We start from the raw sequence: 24,798 nt of genomic DNA, 5'->3' as shown, positions 1-24,798 counted from the left end.
GCTCATCGCCCGGGGGGAGAAGTCATCATGGTCGTGCCTCTTGCGGCTTGTCGCCGCGATCGACCAGGGTTTCCCCGGTGTCCGGGATCGGGACCCCGACGGGGTCGACCCAGACCAGGCACAGCGGCAGCTCGGAGCGTCGATAGCCCTCGATCGCGTCGGAGGTCGCGTAGAGTCGGCCCGCGCCGTCCGGTCGGGTGAATTCGTAGAGGGGCGTCGTGGTCGGTGGCGGCGTCGCGAGATCGGCCGGGAGCGCATGGAAGGCAGGTATTGCGTCGGGGGTCGGCGGATCGCCGACGACGAGCGAATGGCCCCCCTGGTCGTCCTCGACCGAATAGACCGGGACCGTCCCGTCGCCGGGGCGCCCCAGGGCGAAGAGAGCCGGGGCATGCCCCCCATCCCTTGCCCCGACCGACTCGTGATCGACCGGCACCGGGAGGTTCAGGCGGTGGTCGGCCAGGTCGAGCCTGTACATGACCTGGTTGTAGTCGAAGCGCGGCGTCTGGACCGGGTTGCCCGAGAAGCTGTGCGTGTAGGTCCCCTCGAAGAAGACGACGCGGCCGCCGTCCTCGTCGAAGAACGGGTGGTGCTTCGGGTTGTAGAAGCTGTAGTCGTCGTGGGTCACGACCTTCCGGGCGTAGGCCCACGGGCCGAGCGGCGTGTCGGCCTCGGCGTACCAGAGCTCGCCGAGCAGGGAGCCCTCGCCCATGACCTCGACGAAGACGGCGACCCAGCGCTTGCGGTACTCGTTCCAGTAGGTCGTCCCGCCGTGGGCACGGACCTCGCGGCCGGTGTCCGGGTCGCGCAGGCCCAGCAGCGCCTCGTCGGGTCGCATCAGGCCGGCCTTGATCAGCTCCGCCTGCTGGGCCTGGTCCAGCGGAGGCGTCCGGGCCTTCCAGGCGTAGCGGAGACGGCCGTCGGGCCCGCGATCGAGCCGACGGTCCTCGAACGTGGTGCCGGCCTCCAGGCAGGTGAAGCCCTCGTAGCGGCCCGGGTCGGCCAGGGCTTCGGAGTCGGCCGGGGCTCGAGTCAGGGGGAAGGGCGTGGTGAAGTAGACGTGGCGAGTACCGTCGGGCTCGGTGCGCTGGAGGGTGTGGCCGGTGGGGTGGACCGGGGGAAGGCCCTCGAACTGGGTGACCTTGCGGAACGCCTCCGCGTCGTCGTCCCACTCGACCAGCCCGCTCTCGTAGGTCTCCAGCGGGGGCTTGATCTTGGCATAGCCGGCGAACATCCGCTCGCGACCCCCGGCGTCGCGCAGGACGGTCAGACCGCCGAGCCAGGTCGGGCCCTCGCCCGGCAGCTTGGCCGTCGGCTTGGCGAAGCCGTCGTCGCCGACGAAGTACGTCAGGTCCACGCCGGCCTCGGGGTCGAGCCCGCCGTCGGAGGGGAGCAGCGATGTGGCCCCGGGGACGTGGAAGTTGCCCAGGGGATATGACACCTTGTTCGTGTCTCCCCAGAACCAGCGGATCGTGCCGCGGTAGGGCTCGGCAAGGACGCTGTCCTGCCCGAGGACCCTGGCGTTGAGCAGCGGCTCGCGGATTGGCGCCTCGCGGCCTAGCAGCGCGGTGTCTCGGTAGATCCCGCCGCCGGTGACCCTGTAGAGGCGCTCGGCGATGTTGAGGCGGCGCACCACTAGGCGGGCCGAACCGCCCGGCTCGACCTGTAGTGCCTTGCCCCGATATCCGAATCCGTCCGCCGGGAACTCGTAGCCGTGGCTCCGGACGTGGAAGTAGACGGACTGGCCCATCAGCCCCGGCTCGAGGAAGGCGACCAGGCCGTTGCTGTCGGTGACGAACCGCTGGTTGTTGACCGTCTCCAACTCGACCAGGGGCACGCCCCGGCCGGTCTCGGCGTCGACGACCTCGATGGCGAAGGGCTCGGGCACCCCGCCTTGGCCCCCTCCGATCGCCTCCCCGACGAGGGACACCCCGATCGTCGCGACGATCGCCCGAAGGCCCGGCTTCATCCTCCACCGACTCATCATCTCGGGGCTCCCATCGAGGTTGGACTTCCCGCCGGTCTCATCCCAGGGGCGGCTCGCTCACGGTTGAGGTCGGATCTCCGGGGCCTGGGCCAATCCGGTGTCCCAGCCCATCACACGCCCGACCTCCGCCTGCCAGGCGCGATAGCCGGCCTCGGTCAGGTGCAGCCCGTCCTCGGTATAGTCCGGCTTCAACTGGCCGTCGGCGTCGGTGAACAGCGGGTGGAGGTTGAGGAAGTGGGTGCCGAACTCCTCCGCGAGGCGCCCCAGCCGCCGATTGAATTCGCGGATCGGCTCATTCCGGGCCGCGAACTCGCCGCGGGTCGGGAGCAGCGACTGGACGTGGACCCGGAGGGCCGGGGCCCGGTCCTTGATCCGACGGAGGATTTCGCGGTAGCCCTCCTCCATCTGGTCGACATCCCGGCCGGAGTTCAGGTCGTTGATCCCGATCATCACGAAGACGTCCGTGGCCGCGCAGTCGAACACGGAGCAGTCGAGCCGTCGCAGCACCCCGCGGGGGTCGTCGGCCGGCAGGGCGTTGCCGATGACGTCGCCGCCGATGCCGCGATTCAGGACCCGGCGACCGGGGAAGTACGTCGTGACCTCGAAGCCCTCGGTGATGCTGTCGCCGAGCAGCACGACGTTCTTGTATGCGAGGTTCTGCTCGCGGAACGAGCGGACCCGCGTGTCGTAGTGCATCCGGAACAGGGCCCCCAGGTCGACCGGTGCCGGCTTGCTCGCCTCCGGCTCGTCCCGCTGACCGCGCCGATCGGCCGGGGCGCCGAGGGATTGGGTCACGGCCGCCGAGGCGGAGGAGGCGAGCAGGGCCGCCGCAACCACTCCCATTCGATGCTGTTTGTGGATCATGTGTCCTCGCATTGGGTCCTTTCCGCGGCGTGGTCGCCCTGCGCGTCGTGCGCATCAATCGCGGAGCCGGGCCCCCAGGGTCGCGAGTTCGTTGAACCGGTCGACCGGCTCCCCGGCAACCCACGCGATGCCCCGGAGGATCAGCATGCGGAACAGCGGGTCGTCGAAGGTCCAGGTGTAGTGGCCGGGGATGCTGACGAAGACCCGCCCCTCGCCGACCCGGCGGGTCCAGAAGAGCGGTCGGGGTTCGCCGTCCTCGATGCCGGTCCCGAGCACCTCGACCGAGCCGGGGTCGCCGACCAGGTTCCAGTAGCTCTCGTCCACGATGTCAAGCATCTCGAACCCCCGAGTGATCGGGTGTTCCGCCCCGGAGAGGTCGACCCTGAGCGGGCCGTGGCGGAACTGCGAGGCCCCGCCCTGCCATGCCAGGCCGATGCGGTCGGCCAGCGCATCGACGGCCTCATGGCCGTCGACGGCGTAATGGATCAGCACGACGCCGCCGCCGCGGGAGAGGAAGCGGTCGAGTTCGGCGGCCTTCGCCTCGTCCCAGCCGGGGTTGTTGGAGTAGAAGACGATCACGTCTGCCTCGTCGAGCTGCCGGGGGGCCGGCCATCCGTCGGCGGTCTCGACCCGGACCGCCTCGTCCGTCGCGAGCAAGGCGGACCAGCGCCGTTGCCAGAGGGGGTAGTCATGCTCTCCCGGCCCGTGGTCCTTCCGGCCGGCGGCCAGGACGACCAGGATCGACCCCGGATCCTCGACCGGATCCCTGCCCTCCAGGACCGCGTCGAGGTCCGCCCGGCTGCGCGGGGGCGGGGAGCCCTCCTGGCCCGGTGCGGGGCCCAGCGGGTCGGTCAGCAGGAAGGTCATCACGTCGCGCAGCCCGTCCGCCCCGAGGTCCGAGTCGATCCCCTCGGGCATGATCGAGGCCGACGAGGGGGACGTGGCCTCGACCTCCGCGCGGTCGACGATCGTCTCGCGGCCTTCCACATCGCCCACGATGAGCCGGGCGCCATCCGTGCGGAGCGTCCCCTGGAGGACGCGGCCGTCGGCTAGCGCGACGGCGTGGGCGATGTAATCCGGATTGAGGGCGGCGCCCGGCGTCTGGATGTCGCGGAGGACCGACGCGTAGTCGCGGTGGATCAGGTTCGAGAGGTCCGGGCCGATCGCGCCTCCCCGGCCCCGGACCGCATGACACGAGGAGCACCGCGCCTGCTCGCCGAAGAAGACGGCCCGGCCGCGTGCCCAGTCGCCTCCCTCCAGTTCGGGGATGACCCGACCCGCGACCGCCTCGGTGCCCGACTCGAGCGTGGCCCACGGCACGAGGACGCGCCGCAGGGGCAGCGCCCGAGGCCGGGCGTCCTCCCGAGTCGTCCAGGTCACATCGAGGGACGGCCGCCCTCCGGTTTCGAGGGTGATCTCCACCGGCACGGGCTCGCGCCCCTCCGGCGTCACGACGACCGCGACGCGAGGTCGGCCGTCCCCGCCGGCTTCGGGGGGAGAGGTCCTGTCCGGCGTGGTCAGCTCGATCGGCGCGGAGGCCGAGAAAACGACGGTGACCTCCTCGCCCGGCAGGGAATAATCGATGGTCGATCCCGGCTGCACGGCCGGGCGGAGCATCTGCCAGAGGTCAATTTTGGTCCGCAGCGTAAGCCGTCCCGGTCGCCCGATCGCATCCCAGAGCCAATCATGTTCGGCACTCCCCGCGGTGAACTCCCGGGCGAGGTCGAGGTTGACGTGCGGCAGCCAGCCGGACCAGCGCTCGCCCCCGTCCTCGGCGAGCCAGGACGCCTCGACGCCCGAGAGGTCGTACCCGAGGTCGACGGCGGCGGCCTGAGCCAGCGCGCCGGGCGGGTCTTGCGTAGCCTCTGGCCGCCCGAGGCCCGGCAGCGTGATGGCGTAGGAGGATGCCTCCGGGTGCGGGGCGGTCGCAAGAATCAGCGTCCGTCGATCGGGAGAAACGCCGGTCGAGAGGATCGGCAGCTCGAACCGGGGGGCGTTCATTTGCCGCCCCACCACCTCGTATCCGGGGCGAAGCGACTCGAACCGGTCGCCGGGCCGGACGGCCGCGCCGTACTCGATCGCGATCGTCCCGGCCAGCCCCTCCAGCCCGGCCGGGTCGAGCGGCCGGTCGAACGCGATGCGCACCTCTTGCGGGCTCGGAGCCCAGGCGAGTACGGGCTGGGGCGCCTCGGGGTCGTCGTACGAGAGCTTGTAGAGCCTGCCCTCCCCGGCCGGCCCGCTGCCCCAGTCCGGCAGGCCGCTGTGGGCGGCGACGACCAGGTCGCCCGCGTGTGAGACGCAGGCGTCGACGGCGAGCCTGTCCAGGACGGCCAGGATGTGGTTCCTTGCCACGTAGCCGGCGGCGGTCCTCCCCATCTCCGTGCGGAAGAGCTTGCCCCGCGAGTACCCGGCGACGATCGCATCCCCGGCCCAGTGCGGCGGGCCGAAGGTCGGCCCGCCGCCCACCGGCTCATTGAAGGTCAGGCCACAGGTCGACTGGTGCTGCGGGGCGTAGTCGAAGACGCTCGGCTCGTCGATCACCGACGGCAGGTGGTCCGGGTGCCGGGGCGGGAAGCCGTAGTGCCGGCCAGGCTGGATGTGCAGCAGCTCGTCGAACGGGTTGCCGTTGGGCAGCCAGGTCGCGCCCTCTTGGTCGGTCGCGAAGAGGTCGCCGTGGCGGTTGAAGGCCAGGGCGACCGGGAAGCGGATCCCCGTGGCGATGATCCGGCGATGCTGGAAGTCGGGGGAGACTTCCTGGATCGAGCCATGCTCGTCATCCAGGCGGTATGCCGCCCTCCCGTCCAGGCCGACGAGGTAGGGGTTGGTGAAGTTCGTCGTCCCGAGCCCGAAGTAGACGTGGCCGGCCTCGTCGACCGCCACCCCCAGCGCGTCGACCCCATGCGGCAGCTCCTTCCAGCCGCTGGCGACGATGATTTCCTCGTCGGCCTCCCTATCGCGGTCGCGATCGAGGATCAGCGAGACCTTGCCCTTGGAGGCCACGAAGACGCCGTCTCCGCGGGGGTCGCCCGGGGGCGTCAACGCCATGCCGATCGGGGCGACGAGGCTCCCCGTGTTCTCCCAGAATCGCCCGACCGTCTCCTCCAGCCCGTCGTCGTCGCCGTCGGTCAGCAGGTGGATGTCCCCGTCGTAGGCCAGTGCCACCAGCACGCCGTCGCCGCGATAGGCGACGTTGTTGATGTTCGACAGCTCGACGGGCAATTCCCTCGCCGAGACGCCCGGCACCAGGACCTGCACCGGCGGCGGATCCTCGATGGACACCAGCGGCGTGCCGACCACGTCCTTCTCGAGGCGGACCACCCGGCCCTCCCCGCCGAGGCGGCGGGCGAGATACGCCTCGACCTCCCGCCGCTCGACGTCGTCGAGCACGCGGTCGTAGAGGAGTACGTGCAGTAGGTCGCCGTCGAGGAACCCTCGGGTCTCCACGGGGATGCCGTGCCGGCGGGCCCCCACGGTGATCCGATCCACGTCGAGAATCGACTCCTGGCGGTCGCGGGCGCCGTTGGACTGGCCGTCGACGCGGAGCCTCGTGCCGCTGGCGCCGGATATCGAGGTGATGGTCACCCGGCGGACGATCCCGAATTCGGAGGGGTCGAACATCAGGTCGGCCATCCCGCCGAAGCCCTCCCCCTCGACGTTCAGCGCCTCGAACCGCCCGGTGAACCCGAAGCCCATGTCGACGGTCAGGCCGCTGGTGAAGTCGTCCTGGCCCTCCTGATTCAGCGCCAGGAAGCCGCGGAAGCCGCCCGCGTTGCTGAAGGGGGCGGCCACGAGGAACAGGGTGAACCCCTCAAGCCGCAGGTCCGCCCCCTGCCGCTCAAGGTGGCTTGCAATCCCATCGAAGCGCACGGCCCCGTCCTCGAAGGTCGGCCGGACGTCCACTCGCGGCTGGACGAGGTGGCGGCCGTGGCCCGAGGCGTCGTGCCAGACATCGATCGCGGAGCCGTTGACCACCTCGGGGAGTCCGTACCCCTCGCGGGCGGCGTTCAGTCGGCCCGCGTCCAGCCAGAGCACGAGGCCTCGGGTGAGCGTCAGCCCGGGATCGGCCCACGTCTCGACCGGGCGGGTCGGGGCCCCCGCGCCGTCCGTGTCCCGGCCGCGGGCCGGGGCCTCCGCGATCAGGAGCGAGAGGACGCCGAGGAGAAGCACGAACTTGCGGGGCATGGCGGGCATCATCCTCGGGTTAGGGTCCGAAGAGGAACGCGCTGCGACTCCTTGATCCGGCTGCGGGAGCCCGACGCGGTGGGGCCTCCCCTTCGTAAAGCGACGGGCTTGCTCGATGATGGCGAACCCCTCCCGGCCATCCGGCGCCGGCCTGACTCGCGGATGCCGGTCAGGCGGACGCTCCCGGCCTCCTCGCATCGGGCCGGGTTGCCGAATCCCGAGCCGGCGCCGATGATTGGCTGGCCTCGCGAGAGCCATTCCCGGAGATTGCCCGGGATCCCGGCCTGCGTCGATTGCATGAGCGACCCTCGCATCCCCAGGATGCGCGTTGGATGGGCTCCATTCCAGGGGCAAGCGCGTCCTCCGCCGCCGGCACCGAGGGCATGGGCGCCGTTCAAGACTCGGACGGCCCGGGACCCGGGGACACGCGCGAGGCGCCCGATGCCTGGCGGGATCGGCCCGAGATCGCCCCTCACCCGAGGCGTTGGGCACCTTCGATGCCGCCCCGGCCTCACTTCGAAGGGGGCGACGCCTCGGCCTGGAGGCGGAAATAGTTCGCGAGCCCGTGATCGCCGGCCCGTTCATGGATCCGGGCCATTAACCGATTCGCCTCGCGATCATCCGGCCGCTCGCCGAGGACCTTCCGGGCCCAACGGATGCCTTCCTCCTCGTGACCGTGCTCGATCAGCCAGCGGGCGATCTCGACCTGGAGCGCCGGGTCCCCGGGATTCTGGATGAGTTGCTGCTGGATCTCAGCCAGTCGCCGGTCGTCCTCCTTCAGTCGTGCCGCGACCTGCTGCTCCGCAAGGGCTTCGTCGAGACGCCCGAGCCGGGCGAGGCAGAGGCCGCGGCGATAGCGGACCTCGAGGTCGTGGGGGGCGTGTCGGACGGCCCGGTCCAGCAGGGCCAGCGCGGCGTCTTGCTCGCCGCGACGCATCGCGATCGAGGCCCGTGCCGAGAGCGCCGGGGCGTTGGCCGGATCGAGCGCCAGCGTCCGGTCGAGGTGGAGGGCCGCCGACTCCTCGTCCCCCCGGTCTTCGGCGACGAGGCCGGCGCCTAGGTGCCCGGCCGGGTCGTCGGGCCTGCGGGCGAGGTACGAGGCATATGCGGCGGCGGCCTCCTCCGTGCGCCCCGTCAGGCGGAGCGCATCGGCCAGCCCGAGCTGGGCCCGGTCGAGGCCCGGGTCGCGTTCCAGGGCCGCCCGATAGTCGTCAATCTGGGCCTCGCGGTCCGGGTCGAGTCGCTCCCGGACTTCGGTGCGCCAGAGGTAGGGCGTGGCGTCGTCCGGGGCGTCCCGGATCCAGCGATCGATCGCGTCGGCGGCGGCCCGGAAGCGATACGTCTCGAGATACACGCGGGCGAGCGCCTCCGCGACCTCGGGGTCGGGCGCCTCGGAGCCCTCCAGGATGCGACGGAGGATCGGCACGGCCTCGGCGTGCTGGCCGGCCCGGGCCCTGAGGATGGCCTCGAGCCGGTCGATCGGGGCGGCCGGATAGCCCAGCGCCCGGGCGGTGACCAACTCCACGACCGCCTCCTGAGGCCGCTCCTGCCCGAGTGCCACCCGGGCTTTGAGGAAGTGGGCCTCCGCAGCCCTCGGCCGCACGCCCAGCCAGCGGCCGAGGGCTTCCTCCGCCTTGGCGAGCCGCCCGTCCGCCAGCGAGCGGCGCGCGGCCTCCCTCGCGGCACGGGCCCGCAACTCATCGCGGATCACCACGCCGGCCACGAGGAGAACGACGATTGCCGCGATGGTGACGACGACCCAGCGGGCACGGCCCGACGGTGCGAATCGAAGGCGACGGCTCGGAAGGGCGTCCATCGATCTCTCCCCGGGGCAAGGGACGCGTACGCCTCCGATTCTCCTCATCGAGCGGCGCCATCGCGGCCATACGACCGGATTTCCTCGGCGAGGCCAGGGAAGCCGACGCCCGGAAAACCCGCCAGCTTTCATTGCGATTCGCGAATTATTCGATGAATTCGCTGTAGGCGAGGACCAGCAGGATGCCGACGCCCTCGACGACGGGTCCGGGCCCGGCGACCGCCTCGGCGATCCTGGAATCCTGGAATCCTGGACCCCGGCGTTGACCCAGCGGCCTCTCCATCGTCCGAGTCTGGCCGGTGCCGCCCGAGCGAGCCCTCGCGGATTGAGGTGGGCCGGCCAAAGGCCCCGCTTTCGGATATAGGCGGCGAAGTCGGCGAGGATGGAACCAACAGAATCCCAGCGACGTCTGCACGATCGGGCGTGTGTCCTCGATGCCGTCTTCTTCCGCGAGCGGACCGGGGCCTCGGGGTTTCCAACCGGCGAAGCCCGAGCCAATGGGTCTGCGCCAGGCCAGGAAGTTCGGATGCCGGATCACTCCAATGAACTCCCCGTTTACTCCTTGGCCCAGGATAACAATCCTGCTAGAAGTGATCTACGCACCTATCCTCCCGGCCCGACAAGGCAACGGGCCGTTCATATTTGCCGATGGGACATTCCTGGCCGCTCCCGCGATACGAGAATCGCGTCCGACCCCACTGGGTGGTCGGGCTGGCGTGGAACCGATGTGGTCGCGGTCGGCGTCCCTGCCTGGATCCCGAAACGACGAAGAGGCACTCCGATGGTTTGGAACTCGGGAGCGACGAGGCGTGGCTTCACGTTGATCGAGCTGCTGGTGGTGATCGCCATCATCGGCGTCCTGATCGCCCTGCTGCTGCCCGCCGTCCAGGCGGCGCGCGAGGCGGCCCGACGCGCCCAGTGCACCAACAACCTCAAGCAGCTCGGCCTGGCGGTCCACAATTACATCGATTCGAATCAGGTCTTCCCGTCCTATTCGATGCCGAATTGGGGGGCCGGATGGGCGTGGAATGTCTCGTGGTCCGACGCCATCCTGCCGCACATCGAGCAGCAGGCCCTCTACAATGCCCTCAACTTCGACGTCCCCCCGCTCGACCTGGGGAGCTTCACCGGGCAGGACTTCAGGCAGAACACGACAGTCGGCCTGACGGTCATCTCGTCCATGTTATGCCCCTCCGAGAGCATCAACACCCAGCCGACGCTCCTCACGGGGGGGGACTTCGCCCGCACCAATTATGCCGGGAACTACGGCGGCCCCGCTCAGTTCGCCTCGTGCAGCGGCCTGATCATCCCCTCCAAGGGGGCCTTCGGGGTGCCCAGCACCGCGGGCGTGGCCTCCCTGGCCTCGGCGAGGGACGGGACCAGCAACACGGCGCTGTTCAGCGAGCACCTCATCTTCGCGGGCCCGCCCTCCCCCGCCGGGTCGAATACCGCCAAGCGGGCCCTGTTCCAGCTCGACTCGATCGTCCTGACCTACGACACCGGCGACGTGGCGAATCTGCGATCGTTCGTCGCCGCGTGCAAGAGCATCCCCAACGGGACGCAGCCATCGAGCGCGGAGTCCTTCGGGGCGGCCTGGGCCCTGGCCCAGGGCTTCAGCACCGCGACCACCGGCTACACCCACGTGATGACCCCGAACAGCGACTCGTGCACTGGGAGGCAGGGGGGCCTGTTCGACTTCTCCGCCGATGGCTCCCAGGGGGGGTTCGCCGCCGCGATCACGGCGACCAGCGACCACCCCGGCGGGGTCAACGTCTGCATGGGCGACGGCTCGGTCCGATTTGTGAAGGACACGATCGCCCAGGAGACCTGGTGGGCCCTGGGCTCACGCAAGGGGGGCGAGGTCATCTCGGCCGACGCCTATTAATCTCGCCTGCCGGGGCAAGCCCCGGGGGCGTTCCGACATAGGGGGGCTGACGCCTTACACGGGGCGGATCGAATCCGGGCCCGGGGGTTGACCAGCCCCTCCCAAGGAGGACGAATCGATGCGTTGTCTGCGTGCGGCGACCGGGGCGGCCGCCCTGGCATGCCTCGTATCCGGCTGCGGCGGGGGCGAGCCGGCGGCGGCGACCGGCCTCGACGAGATCCCGGCCCCGACCCGGAGGCTCCAGGAAAGCGAGCGATTCAACGACCCCGCATTCAAGAAAATGATGGAACAGGGCGGGCCCAAGAGTTGGTCGCCCGAGATGATGAAGCGGACGCCGGGGGGCGGTGCCAATTGACGAGGGCCGGTGCGGATCGGGAGCGGTAAGCGGGCCCCGAACTCGGGGGGTAGTCAGTTCGGCGGGGCTCCCCCGCCTCCCGCCCCAGCAGGAGTCGGGGCACTCGCCACCGGCGCCCCGGGCGGATACCCATCCGCCGTCGCGTCCCGGGTTGGGTGAAACCGAGCATCATCCGGCGCGGGAGGGGCCGGGCGATCTCCATCCCAGAGAGACGACCGTTCGTCGCGAGCGGGGACCACTCCGCGATTGATCCCGCATCCAAAGCCGAAGGGAGGGACGTGCGAACCATGACTGGATCAGCCCCCGAACCGACTCCTGTTCCCGGGGAGATCTCCGAGGAGTCGAGGGGCTTGCCGGGCTCGCCCCCGAGAGGCGGGCCGGCCCCGGCCGGCCTCGGCCGTCCCGCCCTCCTGCTGACCTTTGCCGTTGGCCTGGCGGTCGGGGCCGTCTCCTGGCTTGTCGGCGAGGTGGCCGAGGGCGTCTTCGAGCCCGAGCGCGTGCCGGCGGTCATCCGGAGCGGCGTCGAGACCGAGTTGATCACGCCCGCGGCGAGCGCGGCCGCCACCGTGAAGAACGTGGCCCTCTCCTCGGGGCTGTTCGGGGCGATGCTCGGGGCGGCCCTGGGCCTGACCGGCGGGCGAATCCGCCGCTCTGCCGCCCGGGGGTTGCGCGCTGCTTTGGTCGGACTGGTTTCGGGTACCGTCGCGGGGACGGTGGCGGCCCTGGCCCTCGTGACGCTCTATTATCGCTCATATACCGACTTCATCCCGAAAGGACTCGTTCAGCCGCTGCTCATGCACGCCGGGATCTGGGGGGCGATCGGCGCCGCAGGCGGCCTCGCGTTCGGGCTGGGATGGGGAGGACGCGTCCAGGGGGCGAGGGGCCTGATCGGCGGCCTGGTCGGCGCATCGCTCGGGGCGGCCATCTACGAGATCGTGGGCGCCTTGGCGTTCCCGCTGGGCCGGACCTTCGAGCCGACGGCGTTGGAGTGGCTCCCCCGGTTGCTGGCCCGTCTCCTCGTCGCGAGCCTCGCCGCGGTCGGCGCGGCCCTGGTGGTCCCCGGGCCGAGCCGGAGTGAGAAGGCCTGAGCCGATTCACCGCCTCTCCGGGCGGACCCTGATGGTCGTCGGGTGAACCCGACGACCCGGAGGCATCTTGCATGGCTTGGTCGACTCGGGGAAGTCGAGGCGGGGCCTCATGCCGGGCGATCGCGGGCCTCACGCTGGTCATGGCCGGTTGCGAGGCGAACCCCAACGACGATCCGGCCGGGACGGGGGCCCAGACCGGTCGGATCGTCGTGGCGAGTCATGAGGAGATCGGACTCCGCTTCGGCCTGAGCGATCGCATGGCGTATCTCGGCCTGGCGGATTCGCTGGCGACCACGCCGAAGACCCCCAGCCCCTTCCGGTTTACCGACATCCTCGAGGGGAGTGGGGTTGACTTCGTCCACGTCTCCGGCACGACCGCCGACCGGTACTTCCCGACCGCCTTCGGCTCGGGCGTGGCGATGGTCGACTACGACGGCGACGGCCGACTCGACCTCTACTTCGCCACCTGCACCTTCCTCCCGCTGGGGACGGCCGAGGCCGGCCCGAACAAGCTTTACAAGAACCTCGGCGGTGGCATGTTCGAGGACGTGACCGCGGAGGCCGGCCTGGACTTCCGCGGGTTCTGCCACGGGATCATCGCCGGGGACGTCGACAACGACGGCGACCAGGACCTCTTCCTGTGCAACGTCGGCCCGAACGCCCTCTTCCTCAACGAAGGCGACGGCACGTTTCGGGACGTCAGCCGGGACGCCGGGATCGACGCGCCGGCCTGGTCGATGGGCGGGGTCATGCTCGACTACGACGGAGACGGCGACCTGGACCTCTTCGTCGCCAACTACGGCGATTACGAGTTCCTGCGGACTCCCAGGCCCTGCGGTTCCGATCGGATCCCCATCTACTGCCAGCCCGGCGGTGTCCCGACGGCCAGGCATATGCTCTACCGCAATGACGGCGAGGGGACGTTCACCGACGTGACCGACGAGGCGGGGTTGGGCCGCGACGACGGTCGCGGCTTCGGCGCCGTGGCGGCCGATCTCAACGGCGATGTCCTGGTCGACCTCTACGTCGTGAACGACTTGCGGCCGAATTTCCTCTTCCTCAACAGGGGCGACGGGACGTTCGAGGACGCGACCGAGACCTCGGGGGCCGGGCTCGATGCCACGGGCGGGCCGCAGGCGAGCATGGGGGTCGACGCCGAGGACTGCGACGGCGACGGCCTGCCCGAGCTCCTGGCATCCAACTTCCAGTACGAGTACACCGCCCTTTACCGGAACCTGACCGACTCGACGTCGGCGACCGCCGATCGCGGGGGAGTCCCGCCGGCCGGCTTCCATGATTCCTCGGCGGAAGTCGGCCTGGTTGATGACAGCCGGCCGTACGTCGGCTGGGGCTGCGCCCTGGCCGACTTCGACAACGACGGCTGGCCCGATTGCTTCGTGGCCAACGGCCACATCGACAGCAACCGCAACGAACTGTCGCCGGTGCTCAGCTATCTCCAGCCGCCGATGCTCCACCGCAACGTCCCCGTCGGCGACTCGGGGGCGATCGCCCCCGGCGTCGGGCGACGGTTCCAGCTCGCCACCCTCGGAGTGGGGCCCTACTTCGCCTCCCGCCATGCCGGGCGTGGCGCGGCGTTCGGCGACCTCGACGACGACGGCGACATCGACATCGTCGTCAACCATCGGGACGGCGCCCCGGCCATCCTCCGCAACGACACCCCGGGCAATCACGCCTGGATCCGCCTGGAGCTGGTCGGGGACCGGAGCAACCGCGACGCGATCGGCGCCCGCGTCGAGGTCGAGGCCGGCGGGAGGACCATCACCCGCCAGCGCAAATCCGGCTCCAGCATGTGCTCGTCGAACGATCCCCGCCTGCTGGTCGGCCTTGGATCGGTCGAGGAAGTCGCCCGGTTGAGGATCCGTTGGCCTTCGGGCACCGTCAGCACCCTGGAGCAACTGGCGACCAACACCACCTACGAGGTCTTCGAGCCCGACAACGAGGAGGGCGAGGTGGCGGCGGTCGCCATGCCTTGAATCCCTCACCAATGCGCCGGCGAGTCAGCCGGAAGTAATTGAGTCGACATTGGTAGCCGACGGTCGCGTTGCGTGCTTCGGTCCGAAACGCCGCAGGCCGATCAGACCGAGCGCCTCAAGATCGAGAGACTCCCCGATCGCGACATCGGCGTGCCTTACCCGCACCGGGGTGGCCGGCGGGCCGAGGTGCCCTTCCGCACCCTGACGTCCGACGGCGAGGGCCTGCTGGTCACCGACGCCCTCGACCCGACGGTCCGACGCGACTCATGGAACGGCCGGGGGTGCGGACGCTGACCATCCTCTCGGCCGAGAGGATGGAGTTCCCGGCCGCCGTCGTGACGGCGCCGAATTCGCTTTCAGACCTCTCGACCGGGACGTCGCGGCGGACGTCACCCTGCTCGTCGTGGGCCTGACCTGTGCGATGACCCGCCCGGCGGCGACCGGGAGCGGCAGCGGCGCAAGCCGAGCCACGACGCCTGGTCGATCGATGAACGAGACGTCGGCCGCCCTCGGGAGGCTCGCACCGCTCCGACTCGGCGATGCCCTGGCCGTCGCTTTGCATGTCGGGGCCGATGCGGCCTGTGGAGCCAAGGGCCAGGGCACACGTCGACTCGTATCATCGTCGCGATCCGGTCGGGCGAGAAGCGGACGGGGCGGGACGTCCCCCGGCTGAGGACCCTGCTGGTGTTGTGTCTCGTTCCTGTGCTCCTGCGCCCGGTCATGTCCGGGGCGCTGTCGAGGGGGCCCGAGCCGATGGCCGAAGCCGACCGAATCCGCTGGGACGCCCGACACCGCGAGCAGGCCGGCAGGGAGCATGGGCCGTCGCCCTTCGCCGTGTCGCTCGACGGCCTGCTTCCGCACCGGGGACGGGCGCTGGACGTGGCCGGGGGCACCGGCCGCCACGCCCTCTGGCTGGCCCGGCGCGGCCTCGACGTCACCCTGGCCGACCTTTCCGGCGTCGCGTTGGAGATCGCCGCCGGGCGGGCCGACCGGGAAGGCCTTCCGCTCCGGACGGTGACGATCGACCTGGAGGCCGGGCCGGCGCCCGAAGGGCCATGGGACCTGATCGTGTGCGTCGACTTCCTCTGGCGCCCCCTGCTCGCCGGACTCCCGACGGCCTTGCACCCGGGCGGTCTTCTGCTGGTCGCCCACCCGACCCGGTCCAACCTGCGCCGCCACGAACGGCCCGGCCCGAGGCACCTGCTGGACGACGGCGAGCTGCCCGGCCTGATCCGGGGGCTGGAGGTCCTGCACGACGAGGAGGGCTGGACGCCCGAGGGCCGCCACGAGGCGCGGCTCGTCGCCCGGCGACCCGCCCCGGAGGCCGGCCGATGAGCGAAGCCGCGCAGCATGCCGAGGTGGTCGTGAACGGCGTCGCCCTGCACGTCGCCCAGTCCGGGCCGACGGACGGCCCGCCCGTGATCTTGCTGCACGGCTTCCCCGAGCCGTGGTCCTGCTGGCGGCACCAGATCGGCCCGCTGGCCGACGCGGGGTTCCGCGTCCTGGCCCCCGACCAGCGCGGCTACAACACCTCCGACAAGCCCGAGGGCACCGCCGCCTACGCCCTCGACGTGCTGGCGGCCGACGTCATCGGGCTGATCGACGCGGGAGGCTGGCGGCGGGCGTCGCTGGTGGGCCACGACTGGGGAGGCCTGGTCGCCTGGTGGGCGGCGCTGAGGCACCCGGACCGCGTCGACCGGCTGGCGATCCTCAACGCACCGCACCCGGTGGCCTTCCGCCGTCACGTCCGGACGCAACCGTCCCAGCTCCTGCGGAGCTGGTACGTCCTGTTCTTCCAGCTGCCTCGTGTCCCCGAGGCCCACTTCCGGAGGGGAAACTGGCGGGCGCTGACCCGGGCGCTGGTGGCGACGAGCCGCCCGGGGACGTTCGCCGAGGAGGATCTGGATCGATACCGGCGGGCGTGGTCGGAGCCGGGGGCGATTACCGCGATGATCCACTGGTATCGGGCCGCCGTGCGGCACCGGCCGGTCCCGCCGGCCGACCCGCGCGTCCGCGTGCCGACGCTGCTGCTCTGGGGGCCGGGGGACCGCTTCCTGTCCCGGGGGCTGGCCCCGGCCAGCCTCGCCCTCTGCGACGCGGGGCGGCTGGAATGGGTCGAGGGGGCGACGCACTGGCTGCACCACGAGGAGCCCGAGGCGGTCAATCGCCTGCTGCTCGACTTCCTGGGAGCCCCCCGGCACGGTCCCTGAGCCATGCGGCGGGTCAAGCCCAAGCGTCGGCGCATGGGCCCCGCCGTGGCTGTCGCGTCCACCGCTCCGGTGGGCGCACAGCCTCGTGCGGCCGGGCCATCGAGCGGCCCGGTGCCGATATCACCATCGGTCCGCCTACGTCCCGCAGAAGGTGCGGTAGCCGCACTCGTCGGCAGGAGGCTCGCGGTACTCAGCCAGCTCCGCTCTCGCCTCATACGGCGACGCCAGCGCCGTCAGCAGTCGGTGCAGTGGCGCCATGTCGTCGCGATCCTCGGCGGCGGACAGGGCCTCCTCCACCCGCGGGTTCCGAGGGATGACCGCCGGGTTGACGGCGCGCATCACGGCATTGGTCGAGGCGAGCGATCGGCCTTCACGGCAGAGCCGCTCCTGCCACCGTGCGTACCAGGCCTGGAAGCCCGGGTCCTGGTACCGGTCGCCGGCCGGAGTCCCGTCGGACAGGTCGCGGAACGTGTTGGTGAAGTCGGCCCGGGATCCCTGCATCCAGCCGAGCAGCGATTGGACCAGCTCGGCGTCACCCGCCTCGTCCGTCCGGAGCCCCAGCTTCTTGCGCATCCCGGCCAGCCAATTCTCCTCGAACCGGACAGCGAAGTCGTCCAGCACCTCCGTGGCGACCGCGACCGCCTCCTCCGGGTCGGGGTCGAGCAGCGGCAGCAGGGCCTCGGCGAACCGGGCCAGGTTCCACCGGGCGATCTTCGGCTGGTTGCCGTAGGCGTACCGGCCATGGAGGTCGATCGAGCTGAACACCGTGCCCGGGTCGTAGGCGTTCATGAACGCGCAGGGCCCGTAGTCGATCGTCTCTCCGGAGATCGCCATGTTGTCGGTGTTCATCACCCCGTGGACGAACCCGGCGAGCTGCCATCGGGCGACCAGTGAGGCCTGGCGGTCCGCGACCGCCCGGAAGAACTCCAGGTACTTCCTCGAGGCGTCGGCGAGCTCCGGATAATGGCGATCGACCGCGTAGTCCGCCAGCGCCCGCAGGGCGGGCTCATCCTCGAGGGCCGCCGCGTACTGGAAGGTCCCGACGCGGAGGTGGCTGGCGGCCACGCGGGTCAGGACCGCCCCGTGCCGGGCCGTCTCCCGGTAGACCGGCTCGCCGGTGGTGACGACCGCGAGGCTCCGAGTGGTGGGGATGCCGAGGGCGGCCATGGCCTCGCTGATGAGGTACTCGCGCAGCATTGGCCCGAGCGCCGCCCGCCCGTCCCCGCCGCGGGAGAACCGCGTCCGCCCCGTCCCCTTGAACTGGATGTCGACGAGCCGGCCGTCGGGCGTGCGGTGCTCGCCCAGCAAAATGGCGCGGCCGTCGCCGAGCATGGTGAGGTGGCCGAACTGGTGCCCGGCGTAGGCCTGGGCGATCGGCCGGCTCCCGGCCGGCGGGTCCTGGCCCGCGAACAGGGCCGCGGCGGCCTCCGTCGTGATCGCCCCGAGGTCGAGGCCGAGTTCGTCCGCCAGGCGGTCGTTGAGGATCGACACCCGAGGCTCCCGCACCGCGGCGGGGGTGGCCGGGACGAAGAAGTCCTCCGGCAGCCTCGCGTAGGAGTTGTCGAACCTCCAGCCCAGTCCTCGTTCGTCTGCAACCGATGCCATCGGAATACCCATCCGTTCCTCCGCCGACCCTCCCGAAGCCCAGATACCAAGCGGGGCAAGGGTCATGAGTCGCTCATACGCGGATCGGCGGTCTGGGGTTCGAGCCCGGCGCCTCGCTCGAATCCTCGATCGCCGAGGTGCCACGGCGCGGGGAGGCCTTCGATCGGACGCTTCAGGGATCGACTCGCCCCAAATCGAGCGACAGTACCTCCCAGACCTCCAATGCGTCACCGCTCCCCGAGACACAGCCACGTTGCATGCTTCGGTCCGAAATGCCGAAGGGCGTTCGGTCGTCTCCCCTCTCCGGCGGCTTCTCGCTCGGATCGACAGGTCGCATGCAATTGTGCGTTAGCTGCAAGGAGCCCCGTTCGAGCCGCCCTCGCGACCCCGGGTAGGGGAAGGCTGGGGGTCACCTCAATTCTGGGACATCCACGAAGGCCGGCGTCAGCGCGGGGAAGGTTGCCCGGGCCGTGAGTGACGGACTGGCCCACGTCGGCTGCAGAATAGGCGTATGGGAAGGCGTATGCGCGCCCTCCAGTGAGGTGACCATATGGAGAAAAGGTCGTGATTCGCGGTGTTTGGTGGTCGTCGTGGGCCGGTCTCGGAAACCGGTGTACCGGGCAACCGGTACCGTGGGTTCGAATCCCACCTCCTCCGCTAGCAAACTGTTGAGACAGTGATCCTTATGCCGAACGCCGCGTCCCGGACGCGGCGTTCGGCGATTCCGGTCCGGTCGCAGGACCGGCCCGGATCATATTCGTCTTGTCGTATCCCGTCGCATGTCGGCGGACCGGTAGGCGTACACAGCAGGGTTCTCAGGTCGACCCCGACCTGCTGTGGAGCGGTCGTCGAACGCAGGGAGGTCCCCGTCGCCGGCCTACGCGTGGCCCGGCTGGTCCTGCCCTCAGACCTTCCTTCCCCTTCGGCGTCACGTCGGAACTCTCGCGACAGGCGGATCGGCCGCCCCGCTCACGGCAGGTCGTCGGCCGCCCCGCTCACCGGCGATCCGGTGCATCCCGCGGGGAGGCGGGCTCCGGGACACCAACGTCAGGGGCCCGGACCCGGAGCCACCCTCATCGCCCCGCCCGGTGGTTGAGGGACAGGAACGTGCCCAGCTTGGAGGCGGTAAGGACATCGGGCGTCCCGTCGCCGTCGAGGTCGGTCGCCGCGATCTGCACGCCGACCCCGGAGGCGTCGTCGATGAGGTGGGGCTCGTCTCGCACCGAGCTGCCGGGCCCTCGGGAGGGCCGGAACCAGTAGACCACCGGATCGGCCCCTGGCTCCTCGTCACCGGTCGGGCCGTGCGCCCAGCGGCGCTTACCGGTCACGAGGTCGGTCAGGCCGTCGCCGTCGATGTCCGCCATCGCCATGGCGTGCGGCTGGGAGAACGCCACCCCATGGCGGCGTTCCTCGGAGCGGTCGTCCATGATCGGGTGCCGACGGACCGTGATCTCACCCCCCTCAAGGACCTGCTCGAACCAGGCCAGGCATCAGCCGTGGGCGTCGAGGCCGGTGAGGAGATCATTGTCGCCGACGTCGAGGCCGTCGCAGTAATCGCCGTCCGACTCCAGCGTCCGCTTCTCGAAAGCGACCGGGGCCGACACCTGGCCCCCCTGCACGCCGCCGCATCCCAGCAGGAGCGCCGCGGCGGTCGCGGCCGGGGCGTGCGACTATCCCCTGCGGATCGGTGCGGGCATCGCTCGAGGCCCTCTCGGTCGGATCGGGACCCCCGGCAGGACGCGGGGGCGGGCGTTCAGTCGGACCACTCGTCGCCCGGGTCGAAGGGGGGGACCACGACGTTGAGGATGGTCATGCGTCCGACGGCCCGGTGCCGGACCCCGGGCGGGATCAGCACCGAGACGCCCGGGTGCACCGCCACCGACTCGCCGTCCAGCTCCACCGCGGCCCCCGGACCGCACTCCAGGACGTAATAAATCTCGGTGTGGTCGCGGTGGTAGTGGGCGCGGGCGTCGTCCTCGATCTCCACGCGGTGCAGGCTGGCCGGGGCGCCGGGCACGTCGCCGAAGGCCCTCCGGGCCCAGCCGCACGGGCAGCGGACCGCGGGGATCGCGGCGAACTCGGCCACATGCGGGCGAGGCGCCCGGTCGTCGTCCCGGCTCATGGCTCCTCCCTACCCCGCCCCACGCCCGTCCCGACGAAGGTGCGGGTCCGGGCCCTCGGTCGGGGTGACTCATCCGCGGTCGTCGGGTCGCCGGACGACCCACCCGGTGCGACCGGGCCTCGTCGGCCGGGGAGCGCCACCGAGGCGAGCCCGCCCCCAGCGTATCCGCGCGCCGAGCCGGCCGCCACGGTCGTTCAGGGGTCCTCGTGCGTCCCGACCGGGGCAGGCGGGCGGAGCGATTCGATCCTCGCCCGCGCGGCCCGCTCGATCCAGGACGTGGGGCAATCTTCGCAGAGGCGCTCGAAAAGCCGGATCGCCTCCTCCGTGTCGCCCGAACGGGCGAGCTCGTTCGCCCGGTTGAACCGCTCCTCGCCGGTGGTGAGCACGGTGGCCATGATCCGGATGGCCTCCTCCGCGGTCACGTTCGACGGCACCTTCGCGAGCACCGGCGGCTCGGGCTCGGTCAGGAGGCCGTAGGCGCCGGGGACCCGCTCGCGGAACAGGCGACCGCGCAGGTCGGCCTGGGTGTTGAAGGCGTCCCCGCCCTCACGCCCGCCCCACGGGTCGATGTCGGCGATCGCCAGCGCGTCGGCCCCCTCGGCGGTGGCGAGGACCCTGCCCCGCGGCGAGATGACCATGCTGCCCTGGCCTCGCATCGCCACGACCAGGTAGACGAAGTTCTCGGCGGCCCGCGTGCGGAAGGCGGCCAGGCTGATGTCGTCGTCGCCGAAGGCGGCCCCGCCGAGCGTCGGGTGGACCACGACGTCGGCCCCCTGCAGCGCCAGGCAGCGCGCCGCCTCGGGGAAGATCATGTCGTAGCAGATCAGCATGCCGACCGCCCCCAGGTCCGGCGTGGGGAAGACCGGGAACTCGTCGCCCCGCGCGCGGGACTGCTCGGTCAGCGGCAGGTTGACCTTGCGGTAGCGGCCGATCTCGTCCCCGTCGCGGCCGAGCAGGAACGCGGTGTTGTACGTGCGGCCGTCCTGGTCGATGGCGTCGCTGCAGAGGACCAGGTACATGCGGTGCCCCGCCGCCGCCCGGCCGAGCCGGTCGAGCATGCGGCTCACCGCTTCGGGGAGGACGGCATCGAGGGCCTCAGGGTGTGCCGCCTCCCAGTTGAGCAGCCCCAGGGTGTCCTCGGGGAAGGCCAGGGCGTCGCAGCCGGCGTCCCCGGCCTCGTGGACGAGCCGCTCCAGCTCCGAGAGCGAGCGATCGACCCGGGCGAGGACCTCCGCGGGCTCTAGGTGGAAGTCGATCGTCCGGTTCCCCGGCTGGGCTGCGGCCACGCGCATCGACGCGCGGCCGTTTCGGGACCGATCCGCGGCCGGGTCGTCCTCCGGGCGCCTCGTCCCGACGACCAGCTCGTCGATCCGGAGCGTCTGCTCGTGCGGCAGCAGGCCGGGGCCGAAGTAGGGCGCCAGCAGGATCTGGTTGAATTCCATCCCCGGGAAGTCGGTCGAGCGGAGGACGACGTCGGAGCGATCGACGACGAGCTCCCCGTCAAACCAGGCGCGGACGACGCCGTCCGCGTTGGGTCGATCCCGCTCGAGGTCGAGGGTGTTCAGGCGGAACTGCGCCTCGACGCAGTGCCAGGCGTCGTCGGTGAAGAGTGTCTCCTCGCTGTCGAAGAACGATCCGTTGACGCCCCCGCGGAGCGGGCCCTGGGTCGGGCCGTGGGGCGCGTCCCGGTTCTCGATGTCCTGGGCCGCGAGGCGGAGCCGGCCCTCCTGCGGCTCGACGTAGACCGTCAGGCGGCTCGCGGCCGGGCCTTGGTATTTCCCGTTCTCGGTCGTCAGGAGCTGGATCAGGTGGGGGTGGTAGGGCCGCCCGGACCAGCCCCAGCCCTCCGAGAGCTTGAGGAAGAACCGCACGTAGACGGCCTCCGTCGGCTCGAAGAGGCGCCGCAGGGCGGGTGAGCCCTCGGGCGTCGTCGTGCCCGGCTCCCAGTGGTAAGCGATGCAGCCGTCGCCCGACCGGGCCTCCTCCCCGGCGATGACGAACTCCCGGCCGTCGTACCAGCCGCCATCGGGCAGGCGGTCGTCATCGAAGCCCTCGCGGAAGCGCACGCCGTCCCCCCCGTCGCCCGGCCGGGCGGGCAGGGCCCCGGGGGTCGCGGCCAGCAGGGCGGCCGCCGCCACGAAGCACCGCGCGATCGACGGACGTCCCATTCGACCCCGGCTCCTGTCTCGCATCGGTCACCTCGGTGTCTCGATCAGGGTCATTCGGGCACCCGCCGGTGCGGCCAGACGGCCCGGCGGATCTGATCAGGAGATTCGTACGTCGGCCCGGGATCGACGCGTCAAGGGCCGGTGTATTCGTGGGCGCCGACGTCCGGGGCCTCGTCGCGCGGGTTCCGATCGATGTCCGCGGTCACCTCGGGCACGGGGGAGGCCCCGTCGATGGCGTCGGTGGCCGCGGCGGTCAGCCGTAGGTTCCCCTCCCCCGGGGCGACGAAGGAGGCGGTGAACTCCCCGATCAGGTTTCCCCTCATCGTGATCGCACTCCCGGATTCGACGCGAGGCGGGGGCCCGCTGAGCAGGTTGTTGACGACCCGGAGGCGGTCGTTGCCGTGGACCACGCGGATCAGCCGGCCGAGGCGGCTGCGGGGGTCGTGGACCGTGTTGTGGAGGATCGAGCAATCGCGCGTGTCGTCCGCCAGGATGCCGTTCTCGGGCACGCGGCAGAGCATGTTGTTCCGCACGACCACGCCGGTGCAGTGGACTTCGACGTCGTCCGGCTTGTGCGAGTTGCCCAGGCAGATGCCCGAGTCGCAGTCCACGATCACGTTCCGCTCGACGACGCAGTCGCGGGCGTCGTGCCAGAGGAAGATCGCCCCCCGGCCGCTCCCGGTGCGGCCCCGGATTCCGAGGAAGACGTTGTCGCGGATCGCCCAGTCGCTCGGGTACATCACGTCGATCCCGCCGACGTAGTTCCCATCGAAGGTCTGCGGCGTGTCGGCCGGGTCGTCCTCGAACCGCTTGGCACGGTCGTTCACGAACAGGCAATACTCGATCACGCAGCCGCGCGGCCGGGTCGCCTCCCGGCCGTCCTCGGGGACCTTCACCCCCTTGATGGCGCGCTGCCAGATGTTCCGGAGGATGCAGTTCCGGATGGTCGCCCGCTGCACCCCGGTGTCGGTGTCGAGCTTGATCCCGTTCCAGCGGACGTTGCGGACGGTCAGGTCGGCGATGGTCACGTCGGAGCAGGATCGGAGCGTGAGCAGCTCTCCGAGCGTACCGCCGCCGTCGAGCACCACGCGCCGCCGACTGCCGGATGCGCCGCGCAGGGTCACGCCGTCGGTGGCGACGACCACGGTCTCGGTCACGGGGTAGACGCCGTCGGCGAGCAGGATCGTGCCGCCCGGCGTCACGCGACGGGCGGCCTCGTGGAGCCCTGCGACATCCGAGACGCGGATCACCTCGCCCGCCGGGGGCGGCAGCGGAGGCGCCTGGGGGAACCACGGACGTTGGGCGGCCTCGTCCGCCGGCGCGTCGGCCTGCCGCGGCGCGGCAAGCGCCTCGAGGACCCCGGCATAGGCTATGAGCACGACGGCGTTCCGCAGGTTGTAGCCATGATTGCGCAACGCCTCCTCGGAGTAGTCGCCGCGGAATCGATCCGGGGCGCTGGGGTGGACGCCGTCTCGTGCCAGCGGCGTCGGCACGTCGTAGCCCTCGTACTGCCGGAACGCCTCGGAGGCCCCGTCCCAGTCGTCGGGGCGTCGCCGGAGGATCTCGGCGTGGTAGTCGACGAGCGGGACGGACAGATCCCGGGCCACCTCTCGGGCGCCCTCGGAGAAGGCCGCAGCCTCGGCCGCGAGGCCGTGACGGGGCGGGATCGTGCTCAGGAGCACGACCGTCCCGTTGTCGAGGCAGCGCCGGACGACGGACCGGAGCCCACGCGCGTAGTCTACCGGGCGGAGCTGGCCAAGGTCGTTCGTGCCGAACATGAGCAGCGCCACCTCGGGGTTGAGCGTCTGGAGCCAGGCATCCACGTTCTCCTCGGCCCAGCCGACCGCCCTCCCACCCTCGTTGCCGAACTCCGGCCCCTTCCAGTCCCGCCAGCACTCGGGACGCATCCGGTCCTCGACGAGCCGGTAGGCCCGCTCCAATTCGGGCGAAGCATTCCGGCGCTCGTGCGGCAGGGGGGACCAGAACGCGAGGCTCACGGTGATCGAGTCGCCGAAGTGCGCGAAGGTCCCCGGCGTTCCGGTGAATCGGTCGTGGACCTTCGCCATGGCCTCACGCCAGCCGGGCTCGTCCCCCCGGGCGGTCGCCCGACCCGTTCCCCCGGCCAGGGCGGAGCCGACCAGAAGGCAGGCCGCGACGAAAGGCGCTCGTCTCGGGCTCGTCATGTCAGACCTCGCGCTCGTTCGGCACCACGAAGGGCCGGCGGTATTCTCGGGTCAGCAGGGCGTCGGCCTCCGGGGCACCCGAGAGCGACTCCCGATCGGGATCGATGCGCGGGAGCGGGCCGACGTAGGCGACCCCGTCCCCCTCCTGCCGGCCGAACTGGTCGGCGTGCACGCGACCGCGGATCCGACAGCCGATCACCGCGTGCCGGATCCTGTCGTTGGGCGAGCCTCGCCCCGGGGCCTGGGCCCGCAGCCTCCGCCCGTACGAGCCGGCGGAGACGGCCGTCGCCGCCGCGATCATCGACTCCTCGAAGAAGCGTCTTCGGGTGGTCCGTGGCATGA

19 protein-coding genes and 1 tRNA gene are annotated in these 24,798 nt (G+C 71.2%); 8 read left to right on the top strand and 12 right to left on the bottom strand.

All coding sequences use genetic code 11. The features are described from left to right. Nucleotides 1–25: 25 nt before the first annotated feature. The 5 genes from ElP_RS27830 to ElP_RS38800 all read right to left on the bottom strand — a co-directional run bounded on the left by ElP_RS27830 (nt 26) and on the right by ElP_RS38800 (nt 9,129). Nucleotides 26–1,984: a hypothetical protein gene (locus ElP_RS27830; protein WP_197446435.1), complete on the bottom strand. Its 1,959-nt coding sequence runs from the start codon at nt 1,982–1,984 to the stop codon at nt 26–28. Nucleotides 1,985–2,041: 57 nt separating this feature from the next. Then, nucleotides 2,042–2,848, bottom strand: a complete 807-nt coding sequence (locus ElP_RS27825; protein WP_197446434.1) for a GDSL-type esterase/lipase family protein — start codon at nt 2,846–2,848, stop codon at nt 2,042–2,044. A gap of 54 nt (nt 2,849–2,902) precedes the next feature. After that, the gene (locus ElP_RS27820; RefSeq protein ID WP_197446433.1) at nt 2,903–7,030 is read right to left on the bottom strand and encodes a ThuA domain-containing protein; all 4,128 of its coding nucleotides are present in this window, start codon (nt 7,028–7,030) and stop codon (nt 2,903–2,905) included. Nucleotides 7,031–7,541: 511 nt separating this feature from the next. Next, nucleotides 7,542–8,846 carry a tetratricopeptide repeat protein gene (locus tag ElP_RS27810; RefSeq protein WP_197446432.1) on the bottom strand — a complete coding sequence of 435 codons (1,305 nt, stop codon included), beginning with the start codon at nt 8,844–8,846 and terminating at the stop codon, nt 7,542–7,544. Between the two features lie 145 nt (nt 8,847–8,991). Beyond that, on the bottom strand, nt 8,992–9,129 hold the full coding sequence (locus ElP_RS38800) for a hypothetical protein (protein ID WP_197446431.1): 138 nt from the start codon (nt 9,127–9,129) through the stop codon (nt 8,992–8,994). Between the two features lie 498 nt (nt 9,130–9,627). Here ElP_RS38800 and ElP_RS27805 point away from each other — a divergent pair, with 498 nt between their 5' ends. The 7 genes from ElP_RS27805 (at nt 9,628) to ElP_RS27775 (ending at nt 16,378) form a co-directional block, all read left to right on the top strand. After that, nucleotides 9,628–10,731: a DUF1559 family PulG-like putative transporter gene (locus ElP_RS27805; RefSeq protein ID WP_145275800.1), complete on the top strand. Its 1,104-nt coding sequence runs from the start codon at nt 9,628–9,630 to the stop codon at nt 10,729–10,731. A 118-nt stretch (nt 10,732–10,849) separates the two neighbouring features. Further along, nucleotides 10,850–11,086 carry a hypothetical protein gene (locus ElP_RS27800; RefSeq protein WP_145275798.1) on the top strand — a complete coding sequence of 79 codons (237 nt, stop codon included), beginning with the start codon at nt 10,850–10,852 and terminating at the stop codon, nt 11,084–11,086. A 287-nt stretch (nt 11,087–11,373) separates the two neighbouring features. Continuing rightward, entirely contained in the window at nt 11,374–12,174 is an 801-nt protein-coding gene (locus ElP_RS27795) for a hypothetical protein (protein WP_145275796.1), read from the top strand. A gap of 71 nt (nt 12,175–12,245) precedes the next feature. Then, on the top strand, nt 12,246–14,168 hold the full coding sequence (locus tag ElP_RS27790) for a CRTAC1 family protein (protein ID WP_145275794.1): 1,923 nt from the start codon (nt 12,246–12,248) through the stop codon (nt 14,166–14,168). 72 nt (nt 14,169–14,240) lie between these two features. Beyond that, nucleotides 14,241–14,462 carry a hypothetical protein gene (locus ElP_RS27785; protein WP_145275792.1) on the top strand — a complete coding sequence of 74 codons (222 nt, stop codon included), beginning with the start codon at nt 14,241–14,243 and terminating at the stop codon, nt 14,460–14,462. Between the two features lie 459 nt (nt 14,463–14,921). Further along, nucleotides 14,922–15,503, top strand: a complete 582-nt coding sequence (locus ElP_RS27780; protein ID WP_145275790.1) for a class I SAM-dependent methyltransferase — start codon at nt 14,922–14,924, stop codon at nt 15,501–15,503. Beyond that, nucleotides 15,500–16,378, top strand: coding sequence for an alpha/beta fold hydrolase (locus tag ElP_RS27775; RefSeq protein WP_145275788.1), 879 nt, complete (start codon nt 15,500–15,502; stop codon nt 16,376–16,378). The genes ElP_RS27780 and ElP_RS27775 overlap by 4 nt, the downstream gene beginning before the upstream one ends. A 135-nt stretch (nt 16,379–16,513) precedes the next feature. Here the strand turns inward: ElP_RS27775 and ElP_RS27770 are convergent, their stop codons facing one another. Next, nucleotides 16,514–17,983, bottom strand: a complete 1,470-nt coding sequence (locus tag ElP_RS27770) for a protein adenylyltransferase SelO (RefSeq protein ID WP_231749288.1) — start codon at nt 17,981–17,983, stop codon at nt 16,514–16,516. A 571-nt stretch (nt 17,984–18,554) separates the two neighbouring features. Between ElP_RS27770 and ElP_RS37440 the strand changes: the two genes are divergently transcribed. Further along, nucleotides 18,555–18,642, top strand: a tRNA-OTHER gene (locus tag ElP_RS37440). A 414-nt stretch (nt 18,643–19,056) separates the two neighbouring features. On the opposite strand, the gene ElP_RS27765 is transcribed toward ElP_RS37440, so the two are convergent. The 6 genes from ElP_RS27765 to ElP_RS27745 all read right to left on the bottom strand — a co-directional run bounded on the left by ElP_RS27765 (nt 19,057) and on the right by ElP_RS27745 (nt 24,796). Next, nucleotides 19,057–19,410 (bottom strand): FG-GAP repeat domain-containing protein, encoded by a 354-nt coding sequence (locus tag ElP_RS27765; RefSeq protein ID WP_145275784.1) that lies wholly within the window; start codon nt 19,408–19,410, stop codon nt 19,057–19,059. A 63-nt stretch (nt 19,411–19,473) separates the two neighbouring features. Further along, a complete protein-coding gene (locus ElP_RS40795; protein ID WP_261344387.1) occupies nt 19,474–19,602 on the bottom strand; it encodes a hypothetical protein in 129 nt (42 codons plus the stop codon). 134 nt (nt 19,603–19,736) lie between these two features. Beyond that, nucleotides 19,737–20,105 carry a cupin domain-containing protein gene (locus tag ElP_RS27760; RefSeq protein ID WP_145275782.1) on the bottom strand — a complete coding sequence of 123 codons (369 nt, stop codon included), beginning with the start codon at nt 20,103–20,105 and terminating at the stop codon, nt 19,737–19,739. A gap of 194 nt (nt 20,106–20,299) precedes the next feature. Further along, nucleotides 20,300–22,273 carry a carbon-nitrogen hydrolase family protein gene (locus tag ElP_RS27755; protein WP_145275780.1) on the bottom strand — a complete coding sequence of 658 codons (1,974 nt, stop codon included), beginning with the start codon at nt 22,271–22,273 and terminating at the stop codon, nt 20,300–20,302. A gap of 131 nt (nt 22,274–22,404) precedes the next feature. Next, complete coding sequence (locus ElP_RS27750; protein WP_145275778.1) at nt 22,405–24,456, bottom strand: GDSL-type esterase/lipase family protein; 2,052 nt, start codon at nt 24,454–24,456, stop codon at nt 22,405–22,407. 1 nt (nt 24,457) lies between these two features. Continuing rightward, nucleotides 24,458–24,796, bottom strand: a complete 339-nt coding sequence (locus tag ElP_RS27745) for a hypothetical protein (protein ID WP_145275776.1) — start codon at nt 24,794–24,796, stop codon at nt 24,458–24,460. Between the last annotated feature and the right edge of the window lie 2 nt (nt 24,797–24,798).

This window comes from Tautonia plasticadhaerens (genome assembly GCF_007752535.1).
Classification (GTDB): domain Bacteria; phylum Planctomycetota; class Planctomycetia; order Isosphaerales; family Isosphaeraceae; genus Tautonia; species Tautonia plasticadhaerens.
Note: the sequence above shows the minus strand (reverse complement) of the source record. Positions and strands in the feature narration are given on the sequence as shown.